Genomic DNA, 17,556 nt, shown 5'->3' with positions numbered 1-17,556 from the left:
CGGTGAGCCGGTAGGGCAATCGCGGCGGAAGGACGTAAGCGTTGCTCGTTCAACGGGCAAGGCCGGTGAGGAAGGGTATGGCTTCGGTCGGTGGCGGAAGGTTCCGTAAAGCCGTTGCGATGCGGCGCGCCGCCACAGCGAAGGTCGGATCCTCCAACAGTCGCAGAACTTGCGCTGCCGCCGGTCCCACTGATGCGGGTCCCTTCTCGACAGTGAGCCCTGCGCCCACCGCCGCAACGTGTTGGCCGTTGACGACTTGGTCGAAGGTGAAGAGTGGCACAACCATCTGAGGGACCCCCGCCGTCAGGGCACCCATGGTCGTGCCGAATCCGCCGTGTCCGAGCATCGCTGCCGCGTGCTCGAGAACGGCATCTTGCGGGCACCATTGCTCGGCCCTGGCGTTCGACGGCAATAGCCCGAGAGCAGCGGGGTCAATCCTCCGCCCGACCGTCAGCAGGACCCGTACCTCGATGTCGGCCAGCGCATCCAGCGCCTCGCGGAAGACACCAGCAAACGGCGGCAACGAACCGGTGACCGAACCGAAGGTGACGTAGACCAGGGGGGCCTCCGGGTCGCCCCACTCCGGTAGGCGGTAGCTGCTGACGGACAGCAGAGGTTCGTTGAAGCGCAAGAAGCCGTCGCCACCCGCCAGCTCCTGGCCGCTCGCACGGTCAAGTACCTCCGGCACCAGGCTGAGGATCGTCTCGGAGGCGAGCGCTGCCGGCAGACGACCGTCGATCAGTCCGGCCATCCGACCCAGCTCATCCAACGGATCCGCGATGGCCTCTGCGAATCGGGGAACGACTTCGTGCATGCCGATGCAGACGTGAACATGGGGCACCCCTGCGCGCTCGGCAGCAGCGAGTGAGGCGAGCTCGGCAGACTCCCGCATCACCAGATCGGGGCGCCACCGATCCACGGTCGCCATCAGCGACGGGAGCGCGGCCTGGGCGTCGATCCGGCCGAACACCTCGCGAATGACCACCTCGTCGGCCTCGTCGAAGGCCAAGGTAGGCAATCGGGCCATGACCGGGCCTATCAGCTCGGGCGGCGCATCCGCGAATGGTTCGTGGGCAAAGCCTGCCCCTGCCACCGCACCCGCGTACGACACAGGCGCAGCCACGCGAACTTCATGTCCCGCCCCAGCAAGCGCACGCGCGAACGGCAAGAGCGGCCCGAAGTGGCCATCGTTTGCCGTCGTCGCACACAGCACGCGCACTCACCGAGGCTCCCACCAGACCCCCATCACGGCAAGGCAGGATCGCACCCCGGATCGCGGCGCCATGGCGCGGGGGACGTGGACTGCTGGGGCGTCGGGTCATCACCACTCCCTACGAGAACCGACCGAAACCCCGGCCCTCAACAGGCAAGCGGCAATGTCGTGGCGACTCGTGCTGGGCGGCAAGCCTGTCGGTTGGTGAGTCAGTGCAGTGCGGAGCTCGGGATGGCCTCTCGTCCGAACTCGACGTACAGATAGTCGGCCCTCTCTCCTGCCGGCGTGTCGTTCTTGACGGCGTAACCGAAGCCGCTGAAGAACCGGGTGTCGGGGTGGGCGAGGCGTACGTGAAGGTAGTCGCCGAACCTGGTCGGTGTCGCGGCGGTGCTGGTCCGGTCGCTCGGCTCGCCATACCAAAGCACGAAGTCTCCGAGGATGCCAACGACGTGGCTCCCGTAGCTGGCGCCGCCGCCCCACCCGCAGCTGATTCCGACCTCATTGTTGGAGTTCGTGCACAAGCTGGGGTAGGCAAAGGCATAGGCCGAGTTCCAGACCTGGGTCTGGTCGACGACCTTGTAGTCCTGGCCGAGGTCGACCTTCGCGATCTGGATGTGTGCCTGCGGGAAGTTGAACCCGCCTCCCGTCCCGGTCCCCGCCGCGGCCGTCCACGCGAACCAGAGCTGGTTGTTGACCTTCGTCGCGCCGATGATGCGGTTGTCCTCGCTGATCCAGTCGGTTGCGTCGGGTGGTTTGGAGACGATGTCGGGCTTGCCGGCACTGTTGTCGGGCGTGAGGGGCCAGTTGGCCAGCAGGGACCTGTCGCGCCAGGAGTAGTTCTGTTCGGTTCCCTTGGAGGAGTAGATGCGGATCTTCCCGTTGTTGATGTGGGCCGCCCAGTAGTTCTCGTCGCCGATGTTCTGGGTCGGGGAGCCGTAGCGCAGCGCCTCGGTGAGGTAGCCGAAGTAGAACGACAGCCTCCCGCCGGCCTTCATCTGGCCGAGCGGCAGCTCGAAGAAGAGCTTCCCCGCGAACGGGTCCGGATCGCCGGCCTTGGTGGACGCGGCGGTGGCCGCGAAGCTGTTGGTGTTGACGTAGAGGTAGCCCGCGCCGTAGGAGAGGTCCGGGAAGTCGAGCCAAGCGTTGATGCCGAAGGTGTCGGAGGTGAAGTGCCACTGCCTCTTCCAGGCCTCCCGCTGCCCCTTGAACGTCTTCAGGTCGGCGGGTGAGGCGATGGCAATCTTCACGACGTTCTTGTTGGCGTTCGTGCCGCTGCCCTTGGTCGACTGGACGTAGAGCACGAAGCAGTCGATCTCCGGTACGTAGTGCACCACCTGGTCGCCGGCCCACCCGCCGTAGGTCGTCTCCTGGGTGAAGATCTTCGTGAAGTCCAGGTCGGTGAAGGTCTTGCCGCCGTCGACCGAGAGCCTGAGCCACAGGTTGCCAGACATCACGACGACGTCGCCGCTCTTGGCTCCGCTCATGTCTGGTGGCCAGATCGCCTCGCTGGCGGTGCCGCTGGTGAAGGTGCGGAACGTGACCGGCTGCTGCGCGCCGCCTGGGACGGGTCCGCTTCCATCGCGGAAATCCATCGGCTGTGGCGTCTCCGGACTCGGCGTGAGCTGGCCGACGACGGGTCCCTGACGAACAGGGGGCAGCACCTCGTCGCTGTCGTTGAGGGTGTGCGGCTCGATGACCCACCGCGCCGGGCGACGCTCGGTCTGCTCGGGCTCGACCTGGGCGCGGGTCTTCACCGACCACCCGCTGCCTTCGCCGCCGTCAGCGCGGCAGGGCTCGTAGTGGTAGGGGCCATCATCGGGCGGGGCCTTCGAGGGACAGCACGCCGCGATCCTGGCCTCCAGCTCGCCGAGGCGATCCAGCTGCATTGCCTGGTCTGGGTGCACGACCCGGTACAACGCAAGCAGTGCCGAGACGGACTCCTCGATCTGCGTCAGGGTGCGTCCGTTGCGATGAACCTCGTTGGCGGTCTCGTGGGCAACGCGCGCGATCTTGTCGAGCGTGCAGTTGACCAGGTCGCAACAGTCGGAGCGAGAGCCGCCGTCGCCACCAGGTCGATCGTCGTCGAACGGCATGGCGCTACCCGGCCGTACTCGGTGTCAGGCGCTGCCGCCGGGCGGCCAGCGCGCTGGCCAGGGCGACCGCGATCAGGCCGATCGCGACCAGCCACTCGACTACACCGTTGCCGTTGTCGGGGTCCCACCCGAACGCCTCGAGCCAGTCGTGCCAGATGATCGTCAGCAAGCCAACAGCGCCACTGGTGATCGCGAGAGCGGTCTCCAACCAGAAACGAGCGCGTGGACCAATCGTTGTGGTCATTCCCCATCCTCAGGTGAAGAGGGTCTCAACGAGGCCCGAGTGCTTCAAACGTCCTCCCCGGGACGAGGCGTGTCAATGGGCGTTCGGTGGACCGGATTGCTACGCCAGCAGCACGTACGACCCGAGCGCCACGAGCCAGGACACGAACGACCCCAGCAGGAAGTACTCCGTCAGCTGGTGGATCCGCTCCTGGTCGCGGCGCGAGGAGAGCTCGGGAAACCGCAGCAGCCCCTTCGCCGCCACGACGACCGAAGCCGCGGTGACCTGACCACCCAGCGCGAGCGCGAGGATGAACACCCGCTCCAGCGGACCGAGGAGGCGACCGCCCTTGAGCTTGGTCGGCGGCATCCCGCCGTCGGCGCGCGGGTGGATCGTGCCGGTGGACTTGAGGATCAGCCGCACCAGCACGTTGCCCGTCGAGAGCTGGATGCCGAAGGCGCCGAGCACCAGGAGGAAACGGTCGACCGAGACGTCGCCGAGCGCCGGCAGGGTCACGGAGTCGAGCCACGAACCCAGCGGGCCGCCGGCGGCGGGAGCGAGGCCCGAGCACGCGACGGCCACGGACAGGGCGACGACGAAGACCGTCAGGGGCAACCAGGCACGGCCGTCGCGCCCGAAGCCCCACGTCACCGAGAGCCCCCAGACCAGCACGACGGCGACGATCACGAAGAGCGCGAGCACGTCGCGGTCCGAGGTGAGACCGGAGAGCACACCGACCAGGAGCGCCACCAGGGCGCCCACGCACTCGGGGAAGAACCTCACCCTGCGCACCGCGTGGGCCAGGTCGGTCACGGCGAAGCCGATCAGGAGGATCCCGAGCCAGCTCATCGACTCCCCCTCTCCGTCACAGGTCTCGCATCAGCTCGTCGGCGGCCAGCACGACGCCGAGGCCCTCGGAGCGGACCCGCTGGGAGACCGCCGAGGGGCTGATGCCCAGGTCGTCGGCGATGTCCTGCTGGCGCCGCCCTCTCATCAGACCATCCAGCACCGACATCGACCGCTCCGACAGGCCGGTGACGACGACGTCCCGCGACATGAGGGCGGCGTTCACCAGCGCCGGCTCGGGCCCCTGCTCCCCCTCCGCAGCGACGTACGCCGTCCGCACCGCGCGCAGCGGCGCCTTCCGCTCGTAGCCCTCGACGGTCTCGATCGCGGCCCGGGCCGCCCACCATCCGGGCCCGTCCTCGACCCGCGGCTCCTCGGACAGCACGAGCACCCGCCCCCAGCCGATGCCCTGGCGTACGTCGACGTCGGGCAGCAGCGCCATCCGGAGCCGCAGCGTCGCCCCGATCGCTGCACCGAGACTGGCGAAGATGCCCTGGAACTCGTCACCCAGGCCGATGCGCAGCGGCACCGGCGGTGCGTACTCCTCGTTGATCGCCTCGATCGCCCGCTCGAAGCGGGCGTGCACCGCGGTGCGGTCGAGGCTCCGGCGCGAGCCCACCAGGTCGCCGATGACCGTGACTGAAGCCTTGTCCTTCACCTCGTCCATATGAAGAGTATACCTTCTCTTGGCGCGGATGAAGGAAAGAGATTCACTCCCAGAACACCCGTTCGACCACGGCGTGCGCCCGCCGGGTCGTGCGGAGGTAGTCGTTGACCATCTGGTCCGAGGAGCCCTGCGGGTAGCCCAGCACCCGCGCGACCGCCGCCCGTTCACGGGCGTCGCGCGGCAGCTGGTCGGCAGGGCGGCCGCGCACGAGGGTGACCGCGTTGCGCACCCGGCTCACCAGTCGCCAGGCCTCGGCGAGCGTGCGCGCGTCGTCCGCCCCGATCAGTCCTGCGTCGGTCGCCGCGTCCAGCGCGGGCAGTGTCTGCGGGGTCCGCAGCGCCTCGACCCGACCCGCGTGCCGCATCTGGAGCAGCTGGACGGTCCACTCCACGTCGGCCAGTCCCCCGCGCCCCAGCTTGAGGTGGGTCTGCCGGTCGGCCCCGCGGGGCAGTCGCTCGACGTCGACGCGCGCCTTGATCCGGCGGACCTCCACGACGTCCGTCTCCGAGATGCCGTCCGCCGGGAACCGCAGCGGGTCGATGAGCGCGGTGAACTCGCGCCGCAGCTCCTCGTCGCCGGCCACCGGGTCGGCCCGCAGCAGCGCCTGGAACTCCCACACGTGCGACCACTTCGCGTAGTAGGCGGCGTAGGACTCCACCGTGCGGACCATCGGGCCGTTCTTGCCCTCCGGGCGGAGGTCGGGGTCGACCTCCAGCGGAGGGTCGCTGGCCGGGAGCGACAGCAGCCGGCGCACCTCCGCGACCACCGCCGTGGCGAACGACGACGCCACCTGGGGCTCGACGCCCTCGACGGGGTCGTGCACGAACATCACGTCGGCGTCGCTGCCGTAGGACAGCTCGAAGCCGCCGTAGCGGCCCATCGCGATCACCGCGATGCGGCTCGGCGCCGCGTCGAGGTCGCGCTGGCGCCGCACCGACTCGGTGGCGATGTCGAGGGTGGCCTGCAGGGTGGCGTCGGTGAGCCGGCTCAGGCCCCGCCCGACGACGGCCACGTCGGTGCCCGCCACCAGCTCACCGCACGCGATGCGCAGCAGCTCGCGACGGCGCACGGCCCGCACCGCCACGGCCGCGGCCTCGGGTGAGTCGGCGCGCTCGACCAGCGCCTCCATCTCGGTGAGGGCGGCCTCGGCGCTGAGCGGGACGAGCGACTCCCCCAGCATCTTCACGCCCCGCGGCTCGCGCTCGAGCAGGTCGGTGGCGTAGCGCGAGGTGCCCAGGACGTACGCCAGCCGCTCGGCGACCTCGCCCTCGTCGCGCAGCATCGTGAGGTACCACGGCGTCCGTCCGAGGCTCTCGCTGATCCGCCGGAAGCCGAAGAGCCCGGCATCGGGGTCGGGCGAGTCGGCGAACCACTCCAGCAGCACCGGCAGCAGCGTGCGCTGGATGTCGGAGGTGCGCGAGACCCCGCTGGTGAGCGCCTCGAGGTGGCGTAGCGCCGCCTTCGGGTCGGCGTAGCCGAGCGCGGCGAGCCGTGCCTCGGCCGCTTCGAGCGAGAGGCGGGCCTCGGGGCCGGCGAGCTTGGCGACGGCGCCGAGCAGCGGGCGGTAGAAGAGCTTCTCGTGGAGCCGGCGCACCTCGCGGCGGTGGTAGCGCAGCTGCTTGTCGAGCTGCGCGACCGGCTCGGAGAACAGCCCGAGCGAGCGGCCCAGCCGGCGCAGGGACGCCTCGTCCTCGGGCAGGACGTGCGTACGACGCAGCTGGTGGAGCTGGATCCGGTGCTCCAGGGTGCGCAGGAAGGTGTAGGCCTCGTGCAGCTTCTCGCCGTCCTCGCGGCCGACGTAGCCACCGGCGGTCAGCCGGGCGAGCGCACTCAGGGTGGCCCCCTCGCGCAAGGACGGGTCGGCGCGGCCGTGCACGAGCTGGAGCAGCTGGACGGCGAACTCGACGTCGCGCAGCCCGCCCGGGCCCAGCTTGAGCTGACGGTCGACCTCGCGCGCCGGGATGTGCTCGACGACCCGGCGCCGCATCGCCTGGACGTCACCGACGAAGCCGTCCCGCTCGGCGGCGCTCCACACCATCGGCTCGATGATCTCGAGGTAGTCGCGGCCCAGCTCGGCGTCGCCGGCCACCGGCCTGGCCTTGAGCAGCGCCTGGAACTCCCAGGTCTTGGCCCACTTCTCGTAGTAGCCGCGGTGGCTGGCCAGCGTGCGGACCAGCGGCCCCTGGCTGCCCTCGGGGCGCAGGTTCGCGTCGACCGGCCAGATGCTGCCCTCGCGCGTGTGGTCGGAGCAGATCCGCATCAGGTGCGAGGCCAGCTGGGTGGCGGTGCGCAGGGCCGTGCCCTCGTCGGCGCCCTCGGCGGGCTCGTAGGCGAAGACCACGTCGACGTCGGAGATGTAGTTGAGCTCGTGGCCGCCGCACTTGCCCATCGCGATCACGGCCAGCCGGGCGGTGGCCGCCGGTTCGCCCACCCGGGTGCGGGCCACCGCCAGCCCGGCCTCGAGCGTCGCGGCGGCGAGGTCGGAGATCTCGGCGGCAGCGTCGTCGAGGCCGACGTGGTGGGCCAGGTCGCGTGACGCGAGCCGGAGCAGCACCCGGCGGTACTCCACCCGCAGCGCGTCGACCGCGTGCGCGTCCGGCATCGACGACACGGGGGTCGCGGCGTGCGGATCGGCGCCGACCGCGGTGAGCAGGCACTCGCGCACGGCGTACGCCGGCATCCGGGTGCTGCCGAGCGTCGGGTCGGTGAGCTCGCGCCAGTGCTCGGGGTGGCGGACCAGGTGGGTGGTCAGCGCGGCGCTGGCGCCGAGCACGCAGCACAGCCGCATGGCCGTGCCCTCGTCGTCGGCGAGCTCGGCGAGCATGGCCGGCCCCGCGCCGGGCTCCTGCTTGTCGAGGGCGTCGGAGAGCCGCAGCAGCCCGGCAAGTGCGGCATCGGGGTCGGCGGTGGCGGCCAGGTGGTCGGTCAGCGGAGGACCGGCCTGGCCGAGCCGCTCGATGCCCTCCGCCGCGGCGGCCCCGTCGACGAAGCCGATCCGCACGAAGGAGCCGGTGGACGTCATCGCGCTCCTCCCACGATCGCTGCGAAGCGCTCGACGATCGGCTGCCAGTGGCCCGGGAGCGCCCCAGCGGCCGCCTCGATGTCGGCGAGCACCCGCTCCTGGTCGATGCCCATCGAGACGTGGTCGTCGCGGTCGGACTCCGCCCAGCGCCGCAGGATCTCGACGTCGACCTCCGGGTGCGCCTGGACGCCCCACGCCCGCGGGGCGAAGCGCGCGACCTGCACCTCGCCGTCGGGGGTGCGCGCCAGCACGACCGCGCCCGAGGGAAGGTCGACGACGACGTCGCTGTTCCAGTGCACCGCGACCTCCGTGCCCGTGTGCCCGCCGACCCAGTCGTCGGTGGCCGCCTCCGCGCTCCAGCCCACGGGCTGCAGGCCGACGGTCTGCCCGCGCGGGTTGGGCGCGACGCGTCCGCCGAGCGCGGCGGCCATCACCTGGTGGCCCAGGCAGATCCCCAGCATCGGCGTCCCCGCCGCGGCGGCGTCGCGGACCCGCTCCTTCAGCGGCGCCAACCACGCGACCGTCTCGTCGTCGTGGGCACCCATGTCACCGCCCAGCACCAGCGCGCCGTCGTACGCCGTCAGGGCGGGGACGTCGTCCCCGGCGTAGGGCCGGCACACCTCCAGGGTGCAGCCGCCGGCCTCGAGCCAGTCGCCCACGAGGTGGGCAGGGCAGGACTCCTGGTGCTCGACCACGAGGACGCGCGCGCTCACCCCGTCACGCCCCTCGACCCGGTCAGAGGACCGGCAGCATCCGGTCCCGCTCGAAGGCGGAGACCTGGGTGCGGTACTCCTCCCACTCCGCGCGCTTGTTGCGCAGGAAGAAGTCGAAGACGTGCTCGCCCAGGGTCTCGGCGAGCAGCTCGGAGTCCTCCGCGATGCCGATCGCGTCCCACAGGCTCTTGGGCAGCGGCGCGATGCCGAGCGCCTTGCGCTCGCGCTCGGTCAGCGACCAGACGTCGTCCTCGGCCTCGCGGGGCAGCTCGTAGCCCTCCTCGATGCCCTTCATCCCGGCGGCGAGCGTCACGGCGAAGGCGAGGTAGGGGTTGCAGGCCGGGTCGATCGTGCGGAGCTCGACGCGCGTCGACTGCCCCTTGTTGGGCTTGTACATCGGCACGCGGACCATCGCGGACCGGTTGTTGTGGCCCCAGCAGATCGAGGACGGCGCCTCGCCGCCGCCGAGCAGCCGCTTGTAGGAGTTGACCCACTGGTTGGTCACCACGCTGATCTCGCTGGCGTGACGCAGGATCCCGGCGATGAACTGCCGGCCGGTCTTGGACAGCTGGTATTGCGCGCCGGCCTCGAAGAAGGCGTTGCGGTCGCCCTCGAACAACGACACGTGCGTGTGCATGCCCGACCCGGGGTGGGTGGTGAACGGCTTGGGCATGAAGGACGCCCAGATGTCGTGGCTCAGCGCGACCTCACGCACCACGGTGCGGAAGGTCATGATGTTGTCGGCCGTGGTCAGCGCGTCGGCGTAGCGGAGGTCGATCTCCTGCTGGCCGGGGCCGCCCTCGTGGTGGCTGAACTCCACCGAGATGCCCATCGCCTCGAGCATGGTGATCGCGTCGCGACGGAAGTCGGCGCCGCGCGACTGGGCGGTGTGGTCGAAGAAGCCGCTGCGGTCCACCGGCTGCGGCTCGTCGCCCTTCCCGGGCACGTCCTTGAACAGGTAGAACTCGATCTCGGGGTGCGTGTAGAAGGTGAACCCCTGGTCGGCGGCCTTGCTGAGCGTGCGCTTGAGCACGTGGCGCGGGTCGGCATAGGACGGGCTGCCGTCGGGCATCACGATGTCGCAGAACATCCGCGCGGTCGCCGGGCCGTCGTCCCCTCCGCGCCACGGCAGGATCTGGAACGTCGAGGCGTCCGGGTGGGCGAGCATGTCGGACTCGTAGACGCGGGCGAACCCCTCGATGGCCGAGCCGTCGAAGCCGATGCCCTCGTCGAAGGCGTTCTCCAGCTCGGCCGGAGCGACGCTCACGCTCTTGAGGAAGCCGAGCACGTCGGTGAACCACAGCCGCACGAACCGGACGTCACGCTCCTCGAGCGCGCGGAGTACGAAGTCCTCTTGCTTGCCCATGGCACCAGCCTAGGGGTCACGTGCGGGACGCCCCGCACGTGACCACGCGGAGTGGCAGGCCGGGGCCGTCAGTGGCAGATGTTGACGTCCTGCGACCCCAGCACGCCGTCCCAGACCTCGCGCATCGGCCGCAGCCAGCTCTGGGTCGTCGGCACGAACGCGATGCTGCCCTCGACCTCCTCGTGGACCCCGGCCACCCGGACCTTCTCGACGACGAGCGGGACGGTGACCCGGCGGCTACGCACGCCCTCCCAGCACGCCGATGCCTTCGTCCTGGTGACCGCCTCCTCGAGGGTGACGGGGTCGCCGACACGCTTGCCGTTGTAGCGCCACGCGACGGTGGTGCGGTAGCCGGTGTGGCCCTCCCAGGGCGCGACCACGGTCGCCGACATGCCCCAGGTGCGCCGGGTGGGGATCGAGAAGGTGACTGACCCGTCCTCGACCTCCTTGGTGCGGGACTCCCAGACGTGGACGACGTCGGCGTCGAGGGTGCTGCGCGCGTTGACGAGCTGGATCTCGCAGCCCTCGCAGTCCTCGACGGTGAAGGTCAGCGCGGTGCGCGGCGCGGCGCCGCGGACGTCGCGGTCCGTCGCGGCGGGCGCGGCTGCGGACGGCGCGGCGAGGGCGGCGAGCAGGGCGCCGCCGGCGGCGGTACGGACGGCAGTACGGACGGTGGTGCGGACGTTCATGGATCTCTCCCCGTGATGGTGCGGACGCAGACTGGACGCACCTGTGGGGAGAAAGGTTGCACGAACCTCAGTCGTCGCCGAGCGTGTTGCGCTCGAGCTCGGCGAGCGTCGGCCGGCCCCGGTTGCAGAACACCTCCAGGTCGACCGAGTTGCGGCCGTCGCTGAAGACCGCGTCGACGTCGTCGTCAGGGCCCTTCTCCCAGCTCACCACCCGCCAGCCGGCGGCGCGGTCGGGCCGGGCGGCGACGCCGTACGCCCAGGTGTCGCGGCACTCGACGACGAACGCGCCCCACTCGCCGGACACCTCGTCGCGGACCTTCGGGCCGTCGGGCGACGGCAGGTCCGTCAGCCGCACCGCGGTGTCGCGGGCGACCTCGTCGCCGACCGGACCGCGGTCGCGGATGGTGGCGCCCACGGTCGAGATGGCGAGAACCCCGGCGAGCACCGCCACGGCGGTGACGACGGCCCACAGGCCGACGAGCAGCATCCGACGTCTCACCGGCCCATCGTGCCCGGTCCCGTCCCATCGGGAGGTCAGGCCGTGGTTAAGGGACGGCTAAGGGCCGCGCCGCACGTGGTCGTGGACGGTACGTTCCCTGCGTGGCCGAGGTGCTGATCATCGAGGACGACGACCGGATCAGGCCGTTGCTGGTGAAGGCGCTGCGCGAGCTCGGCCACACCGTCACCTCGGCGCCGTCCGGCATGGCCGGGCTGCAGCTCGCCGTCGACTCCTCCCCCGACCTCGTCGTCCTCGACCTCGGCCTCCCCGATGTCGACGGCACCCAGGTGCTGTCCATGCTGCGTGCCGTCAGCCAGGTGCCGGTCATCATCGCCAGCGCCCGCGACGACGACCCGTCACTGGTCGGCGCGCTCGACGCCGGGGCGGACGACTACGTCGTCAAGCCGTTCACCAGCGCCCAGCTCGACGCGCGGGTCCGCGCGGTGCTGCGCCGGGTGGCGTCCGGGCGGGAGCGACCCGCCACCCTCACCGTCGGTGGCCTCACCATCGACCTGGCCGGGCGGCGCGTGCACCTCGACGGTCGCGAGGTCGAGCTGACCCCGCGCGAGTTCGACCTGCTCGCCCACCTGGCCGAGCGCCCGGGCGAGGTGGTGACGAAGCGCGACCTGCTGGTCGAGGTCTGGCGCCAGCCGTGGGGCGGGTCGGACAAGACCGTCGACGTCCACCTGTCCTGGCTGCGTCGCAAGCTGGGCGAGACCGCCGCCGCGCCGCGCTACCTGACCACCGTCCGCGGTGTGGGCGTACGGCTCGCACCCCCCGACGACCAGCCGGACGAGGGCGACTGAGGTGCGGCGCAGCCTCCTCGTCACGGCCGCTGCGGCGATCTCGATGGTGCTGCTCGCGATGCTCGTGCCGATGGCGATCCTGGTCCGCAGCTATGCGCTCGAGGACCGTCTGGCCCGGGCCGCGCTCGAGGTGCAGGCCGTCGAGACCGTGGTGTCGCGCCACGACGACAAGGGCTCGGTCGCGGTCTACGTCGACCGGCTCAACGACGACGAACCCCACGCCCTGGTCACGGTGCTCTACCCCGACGGCACCGGGGTCGGGCCGGACCCGGGCGAGGACGAGCGCGTGCTCGACGCCCGCAACACCGGCCGGGCACGCGTCGACGACGTGGCCGGCGGGTCGCAGATCCTGGTCCCGGTCTCGCGCGGCGGCAGCTCGGCCCTCCCCTCCCAGACGCCGGTGATCCGGGTGGTCGTCGACGAGCCCGGCCTCGACTCCGTCGTCGGGGTCGCCTGGGGCCTGCTGGCGCTGCTGGCGCTCGTCCTGCTCGCCGGCTCGCTCGTCGTCGTCGACCGCCTCGGCCGGTCGTTCGTGCAGCCCATCCGGCGCCTGGCCACGCACACGCAGTCGCTCGGCCACCCCGGCGAGCCCGCCGCGGTGGCCGACGTCGACGGCCCGGCCGAGGTGAAGGAGCTCGGTGCCGCCATCGACCGCCTGGTCGGCCGGATCCAGCTGCTCCTGACCCGCGAGCGCGAGTCGGTGGCCGACCTGTCGCACCGGCTGCGCACGCCCGTGACGGCGCTGCGGCTGCGCGTCGAGGCCGTCGAGGACACCGACCTGCGCGAGCGGCTGGGTGGCGACCTCGACGCGTTGCAGGCGACCGTGGACGAGATCGTGCGGGAGGCCCGGCGGTCCGAGCGCGAGGGCCTCGACCCCCGCACCGACGCCGTGCCCGTCATCGCGGAGCGCGTCCGCCACTGGGCGCCGCTGGCCGAGGACCTCGGACGCCCGTTCGAGCTCGACCTGGCCACCTCCGGACCGCTCCTGCGCACCAGCCGGGCCGACCTCGAGGCGATGGTGGACGTGCTGCTCGACAACGTCTTCACCCACACCGCCGACGACGACGCCGTACGAGTGTCGCTGCACGCACGGGACGACCGGGTCGAGCTGGTGGTGGAGGACGCCGGTCCGGGCCTGCCCGCCGGCCTCGACGCGACGGGGCGGGGCGCGAGCGGGGCGGGGTCGACCGGGCTCGGCCTGTCCATCGCCAGCCGGACCGCCGCCGAGTCCGGCGGCGAGCTGCGGGCCGGGTCCTCGGACATGGGCGGAGCCCGGGTCGCCGTCACGTTGCGGACGGCCTGACCCGGGCTCCGTGTCCCATGGGTGTGGTTGCAGGTGCGACTGCGCTCAGACGGTGACCTTCACCGAGCACGCCGCTCCGCCGGCGGGCGTCACGGTGAGCCGGAAGGTGTCGGAGCCGGCAGTGTTGCGCCGCCAGGTGTCGACGTCGATCTCGCCCTCGCGGTCGGCGGTGCGGACCTTCGAGGTCACGACCTCGCCGTCGTGCCGGATCGCGACGCGCCAGGAGCTGCCCGGCCTCGTGCCGTCGAGGTCGGCGTCGACCTCGAAGCCGCCGCGCTCGCGGTCGACGGTGAGCTCGTACGTCGCACCGGCGCAGGTGCCGGTGCGCTCGACGTCGGCGTGGGCTGGGGTGGCGACCAGCAGCGTCGAGCCGGCAGCGGCGGCGGCAGCGACGCCGGCGGCCAGGATCTTCTTCATGTCGTTTCTCCTCAGGGGTGATCGGGTGTGGGTGGTGCGGCGTGGCTCAGGACGCGAGCGAGGCCGTGCAGGGCTCGCCCTCGGCCGGGGTGAAGGTGGCGGTGTAGATCGCGTCCGCGGTGTCGTCCGCGGTGAACGCGTCGACGTCGATCTCGCCGTCGTCGTCCGTCGTGCGGGTGCCCTCGAGCAGGGCCGTGTCGCCGCGCAGCAGCGCGACCTCCCACGCCTCGCCGGGGCCCGCCGACTGGATCTCGGCGCTGACCTCGACCCCGCCGTCCTCGGCCTCCATGCTGAGCTCCCACGTCGCGCCGCCGCACGTGCCGCGCTCCGTGGTCTGCGCCTCCGCCGAGCGGTCGACGGCCCACCAGGTCCCGGCGCCGGCCACGACCACGGCCGCGGCGACACCGCCGATGACAAGCTTCTTCTGCACTGTTCCTCCTCCTCGGTCGCCGCTGGTGCGGCGTCATGGAAGGAGGCTCGCCCGAGCGCGGCTAACCGCGCTCCAGCCCGCCGTTAAGGCCCGGCAAAAGGCGTCAGGCCGTCGGCACGTCCCGCTCGATCTCGGCCAGCCAGGCGGTGCCCTTGGCGTCGCTCGGCATCCGCCAGTCGCCGCGCGGGCTCATCGTCCCGCTCGGGCTGACCTTGGGTCCGTTGGGCAGCGCCGAGCGCTTGAACTGGTTGGCGAAGAACCGCTTCACGAAGACCTGCAGCCACGTGCGGACCTCCTCGAGCGAGTAGGCCACCCGGGCGTCGTCGGGGAAGCCGGGTGGCCACTCCCCGCTCTCGACGTCCTGCCACGCGTGCCACGCGAGGAAGGCGATCTTGCGCGGCCGGAAGCCGTGGCGCACCACGAGCGCGAGGGTGAAGTCCTGCAGGTTGTAGGGGCCGACCGTGTCCTGGGTCGCCTGCGGCTTCTTCCCCTCCTCGATCGGGATCAGCTCGGGGGTGATCTCCTGCGTGAGGATCTCGCCCAGCAGCTCACCGACGGTCTCGTCGAACTCACCGTGGCTGATCACCCACCGGATCAGGTGCTGCACGAGCGTCTTCGGGACGCCGGCGTTGACGGTGTAGTGCGACATCTGGTCGCCCACGCCGTAGGTGCACCAGCCCAGAGCGAGCTCGGAGAGGTCACCGGTGCCGACGACGATGCCGCCGCGCTGGTTGGCGAGCCGGAAGAGGTAGTCGTAGCGCAGGCCGGCCTGGACGTTCTCGAAGGTGACGTCGTAGACCTTCTCGCCCTCGGCGTAGGGGTGGCCGAGGTCCTTGAGCATCTGCTCGGCAGCCGGCCGGATGTCGAGCTCCTCGAAGGTCACGCCGAGCGCCTGCGAGAGCCGGGTGGCGTACGACTTGCTGGTCGAGCCGGTCGCGAAGCCGGGCATCGTGAAGGCGAGCACGTCGCTGCGCGGGCGCCCGAGCCGGTCCATCGCCTTGCAGGCGACGATCAGGGCGTGCGTGGAGTCGAGTCCGCCGCTGACGCCGATGACGGCCTTGGGCGAGCCGATCGCGTTGAGCCGCTGCTCGAGCCCCGACACCTGGATGTTGTAGGCCTCGTAGCAGTCGAGCGCGAGGCGCTCGGGGTCGTCGGGGACGAAGGGGTAGCGGTCGACCTTGCGGAGCAGCCCGATGTCGCCGGCCGGCGGCTCGAGCTGCCACTCGACGGTGCGGAACCGGTTGACCCGCTCGCGGTGGGTGCGCCGGTTGTCGTCGAAGGTCACCTGCCGCATCCGCTCCTGGCGCACCAGGTCGAGGTCGACGTCCACGACCGTGCGGCGGGGCCCGTCGGGGAACCGCTCGCTCTCCCCCAGCAGCGAGCCGCACTCGTAGACCATCGTCTGGCCGTCCCAGCTGAGGTCGGTGGTCGACTCCCCCTGCCCCGCCGCCGCATAGACGTACGCCGCCGCGCAGCGCGCGCTCGCGCTGCGCACCAGCAGCCGGCGGTCCTCGGCCCGGGCCACCGTGATCGGTGAGCCGCTGAGGTTCGCCAGCACCGTCGCCCCGGCCAGCGCCGCCTCGGCGCTCGGCGGGACCGGCACCCACATGTCCTCGCAGACCTCGACGTGGAGGTCGAGGCCGGGCACGTCGAGGCACCGGAAGATCAGGTCGGGGCCGAAGCGGACGTCCTGGCCGGCGACGGTGATCCACTCGAGCTCGCGGTCGTCGCCCGGGGCGAACCAGCGACGCTCGTAGAACTCGCGGTAGTTGGGGAGGTAGGACTTCGGCGCGACGCCGAGGATCGCGCCGCGGTGCACCACGACGGCGCAGTTGAAGACCCGGTTCTCGTGCACGAGCGGCGCGCCGACGACCAGCGCCGTCATGATGTCCTCGCTGGCCGCGACGATCTCCGCGATCGCCTCCTCCACCGCGCCCAGCAGGGCGTCCTGCAGGAAGAGGTCGTCGACCGAGTAGCCGGTCAGGCACAGCTCGGGGAACACCGCGACCGCGACGTGGTCGTCGTGGCAGGCGCGCGCCTGCTCGATGACGCTGGCCGCGTTGGCGGCGGGGTCGGCGAGGTGCACGGGCAGGGTCACGGCCGCGATGCGGGCGAACCCCTGGGCGTAGGCGGAGTAGAAGTCCACGCCCTCACTCTAGGGAAGGCGCCGATCCCGCCGGCCCGCCCGTGCGGGTAGTCCAGTGAGGAATGGCTGCCCCCCGCGGGTAGTCCAGTGGCAAACGGTCGGCCCGACGTCCATCTGACGACCGAAATCCACTGGACTACCGCGACGCCCCGGCGCGAAGGTGCACCCATGCCCACGGATCCGGCCCTCGACATCAGCCCCTGCGTCACCGACGACGACTACGAGGCCTGGCGCCAGGTGCGGATCGCGGTCCTCCCCTACGAGCGCACCATCTCCGTCGCCGAGCTGCGGGAGAGCAGCTCCCCCGACCGGCTGATGGTGCTCGCCCGCAGGGACGGCGTCGTCGTGGGCCACGGCCTGGCCGACCGCTCGAGCATGGCCGGCGGCGGCTCGGTGACCCCCCGCGTGCTGCCCGAGCACCGCCGCCACGGCGTCGGCACCGCGCTGCTGGAGCACCTCGTCGAGCACGTCCGGACCCTCGGGGTGGAGACCCTGCGCTCCGGTGCCGACGACGACGACTCGATGGCCTTCGCCCACCGCTTCGGGTTCGTCGAGGTCAACCGGGAGGTCGAGCAGACCTTCCACCTCGACGGTCCTGTCGAGCCGACGCCGCCCCCCGACGACATCGAGGTCGTCACCGCGCAGGAGCGTCCGGGCCTGTGGGAGGCGGCGTACGAGCGGTTCGGGCTCGAGGTGCTCGCCGACTTCGCGGTCGACACCCCGCTGGAGGTGACCCGGGAGAACTGGGTGCGCGAGTGGTTGGTCGACCCCATGTTCCTGGCCTTGGCGGACGGCGAGGTCGTCGGCTGCGCGGGTCTCGGCCTCGACCCCGACCAGCCGACGCGCGCCGAGAACGGGCTCACGGCCGTGCGCCGTGACTGGCGGGGGCGCGGGCTCGCGGTCCACCTCAAGCAGCGCACCCTCGCGTGGGCCGCCGAGCACGGGCTCACCGAGGTCTACACCTGGACGCAGGACGGCAACGCCGCGATGCGCGCCCTCAACACCCGGCTGGGCTACGCCACGACGCGGGTCGGGATCCAGCTCGCCCGGCCGCTCCACGACGGCTGAGCCGAGGTCCGCGGGGCCCTTTACCGCCAGCGGCCGCCCGCGTAGCGTCACCGGC

16 protein-coding genes are annotated in these 17,556 nt (G+C 71.7%); 3 read left to right on the top strand and 13 right to left on the bottom strand.

The features are described from left to right. Positions 1–49: 49 nt before the first annotated feature. The 10 genes from ASC64_RS09500 to ASC64_RS09460 form a co-directional block, all read right to left on the bottom strand. Entirely contained in the window at positions 50–1,213 is a 1,164-nt protein-coding gene (locus ASC64_RS09500; RefSeq protein ID WP_327152660.1) for a glycosyltransferase, read from the bottom strand. 209 nt (positions 1,214–1,422) lie between these two features. Then, positions 1,423–3,306 carry a hypothetical protein gene (locus tag ASC64_RS09495; protein ID WP_056907306.1) on the bottom strand — a complete coding sequence of 628 codons (1,884 nt, stop codon included), beginning with the start codon at positions 3,304–3,306 and terminating at the stop codon, positions 1,423–1,425. Positions 3,307–3,310: 4 nt separating this feature from the next. Then, entirely contained in the window at positions 3,311–3,475 is a 165-nt protein-coding gene (locus tag ASC64_RS21645) for a hypothetical protein (RefSeq protein ID WP_200937655.1), read from the bottom strand. 174 nt (positions 3,476–3,649) lie between these two features. Next, entirely contained in the window at positions 3,650–4,378 is a 729-nt protein-coding gene (locus tag ASC64_RS09490) for a hypothetical protein (RefSeq protein WP_056907305.1), read from the bottom strand. 16 nt (positions 4,379–4,394) lie between these two features. After that, positions 4,395–5,042, bottom strand: coding sequence for a SatD family protein (locus ASC64_RS09485; RefSeq protein ID WP_056907304.1), 648 nt, complete (start codon positions 5,040–5,042; stop codon positions 4,395–4,397). Between the two features lie 43 nt (positions 5,043–5,085). After that, complete coding sequence (locus tag ASC64_RS09480) at positions 5,086–8,064, bottom strand: bifunctional [glutamine synthetase] adenylyltransferase/[glutamine synthetase]-adenylyl-L-tyrosine phosphorylase (protein ID WP_056907303.1); 2,979 nt, start codon at positions 8,062–8,064, stop codon at positions 5,086–5,088. After that, on the bottom strand, positions 8,061–8,777 hold the full coding sequence (locus tag ASC64_RS09475) for a type 1 glutamine amidotransferase (RefSeq protein ID WP_056907302.1): 717 nt from the start codon (positions 8,775–8,777) through the stop codon (positions 8,061–8,063). Before ASC64_RS09475 ends, ASC64_RS09480 begins: the two co-directional genes overlap by 4 nt. Before the next feature lie 22 nt (positions 8,778–8,799). Continuing rightward, a complete protein-coding gene (glnA, locus tag ASC64_RS09470) occupies positions 8,800–10,143 on the bottom strand; it encodes a type I glutamate--ammonia ligase (protein ID WP_056907301.1) in 1,344 nt (447 codons plus the stop codon). Positions 10,144–10,211: 68 nt separating this feature from the next. Beyond that, entirely contained in the window at positions 10,212–10,832 is a 621-nt protein-coding gene (locus ASC64_RS09465; protein WP_056907300.1) for a hypothetical protein, read from the bottom strand. Positions 10,833–10,899: 67 nt separating this feature from the next. Beyond that, the gene (locus ASC64_RS09460; protein ID WP_156385109.1) at positions 10,900–11,331 is read right to left on the bottom strand and encodes a hypothetical protein; all 432 of its coding nucleotides are present in this window, start codon (positions 11,329–11,331) and stop codon (positions 10,900–10,902) included. A 101-nt stretch (positions 11,332–11,432) separates the two neighbouring features. Between ASC64_RS09460 and ASC64_RS09455 the strand changes: the two genes are divergently transcribed. Further along, positions 11,433–12,137, top strand: coding sequence for a response regulator transcription factor (locus tag ASC64_RS09455; protein ID WP_056907298.1), 705 nt, complete (start codon positions 11,433–11,435; stop codon positions 12,135–12,137). Position 12,138: 1 nt separating this feature from the next. Next, entirely contained in the window at positions 12,139–13,440 is a 1,302-nt protein-coding gene (locus ASC64_RS09450) for a sensor histidine kinase (RefSeq protein WP_056907297.1), read from the top strand. Positions 13,441–13,485: 45 nt separating this feature from the next. On the opposite strand, the gene ASC64_RS09445 is transcribed toward ASC64_RS09450, so the two are convergent. From ASC64_RS09445 to ASC64_RS09435, 3 genes are all read right to left on the bottom strand, one after another. Beyond that, positions 13,486–13,857: a hypothetical protein gene (locus tag ASC64_RS09445; RefSeq protein ID WP_056907296.1), complete on the bottom strand. Its 372-nt coding sequence runs from the start codon at positions 13,855–13,857 to the stop codon at positions 13,486–13,488. A gap of 46 nt (positions 13,858–13,903) precedes the next feature. Beyond that, positions 13,904–14,287 carry a hypothetical protein gene (locus ASC64_RS09440; protein WP_056907295.1) on the bottom strand — a complete coding sequence of 128 codons (384 nt, stop codon included), beginning with the start codon at positions 14,285–14,287 and terminating at the stop codon, positions 13,904–13,906. A gap of 103 nt (positions 14,288–14,390) precedes the next feature. After that, on the bottom strand, positions 14,391–16,433 hold the full coding sequence (locus ASC64_RS09435) for an NAD(+) synthase (protein ID WP_056907294.1): 2,043 nt from the start codon (positions 16,431–16,433) through the stop codon (positions 14,391–14,393). A 168-nt stretch (positions 16,434–16,601) separates the two neighbouring features. Between ASC64_RS09435 and ASC64_RS09430 the strand changes: the two genes are divergently transcribed. Then, the gene (locus tag ASC64_RS09430) at positions 16,602–17,501 is read left to right on the top strand and encodes a GNAT family N-acetyltransferase (protein ID WP_056907293.1); all 900 of its coding nucleotides are present in this window, start codon (positions 16,602–16,604) and stop codon (positions 17,499–17,501) included. Positions 17,502–17,556 lie beyond the last annotated feature (55 nt).

It is taken from the genome of Nocardioides sp. Root122, assembly GCF_001425025.1.
GTDB lineage: Bacteria > Actinomycetota > Actinomycetes > Propionibacteriales > Nocardioidaceae > Nocardioides.
Note: the sequence above shows the minus strand (reverse complement) of the source record. Positions and strands in the feature narration are given on the sequence as shown.

Coding starts and splice junctions, on each gene's coding strand:
- ASC64_RS09430 (WP_056907293.1), top strand. CDS start 16,602: ATGCCCACGGATCCGGCCCTCGACATCAGCCCCTGCGTCACCGACGAC.
- ASC64_RS09490 (WP_056907305.1), bottom strand. CDS start 4,378: ATGAGCTGGCTCGGGATCCTCCTGATCGGCTTCGCCGTGACCGACCTG.
- ASC64_RS09465 (WP_056907300.1), bottom strand. CDS start 10,832: ATGAACGTCCGCACCACCGTCCGTACTGCCGTCCGTACCGCCGCCGGC.
- ASC64_RS09445 (WP_056907296.1), bottom strand. CDS start 13,857: ATGAAGAAGATCCTGGCCGCCGGCGTCGCTGCCGCCGCCGCTGCCGGC.
- ASC64_RS09495 (WP_056907306.1), bottom strand. CDS start 3,306: ATGCCGTTCGACGACGATCGACCTGGTGGCGACGGCGGCTCTCGCTCC.
- glnA (WP_056907301.1), bottom strand. CDS start 10,143: ATGGGCAAGCAAGAGGACTTCGTACTCCGCGCGCTCGAGGAGCGTGAC.
- ASC64_RS09485 (WP_056907304.1), bottom strand. CDS start 5,042: ATGGACGAGGTGAAGGACAAGGCTTCAGTCACGGTCATCGGCGACCTG.
- ASC64_RS09480 (WP_056907303.1), bottom strand. CDS start 8,064: ATGACGTCCACCGGCTCCTTCGTGCGGATCGGCTTCGTCGACGGGGCC.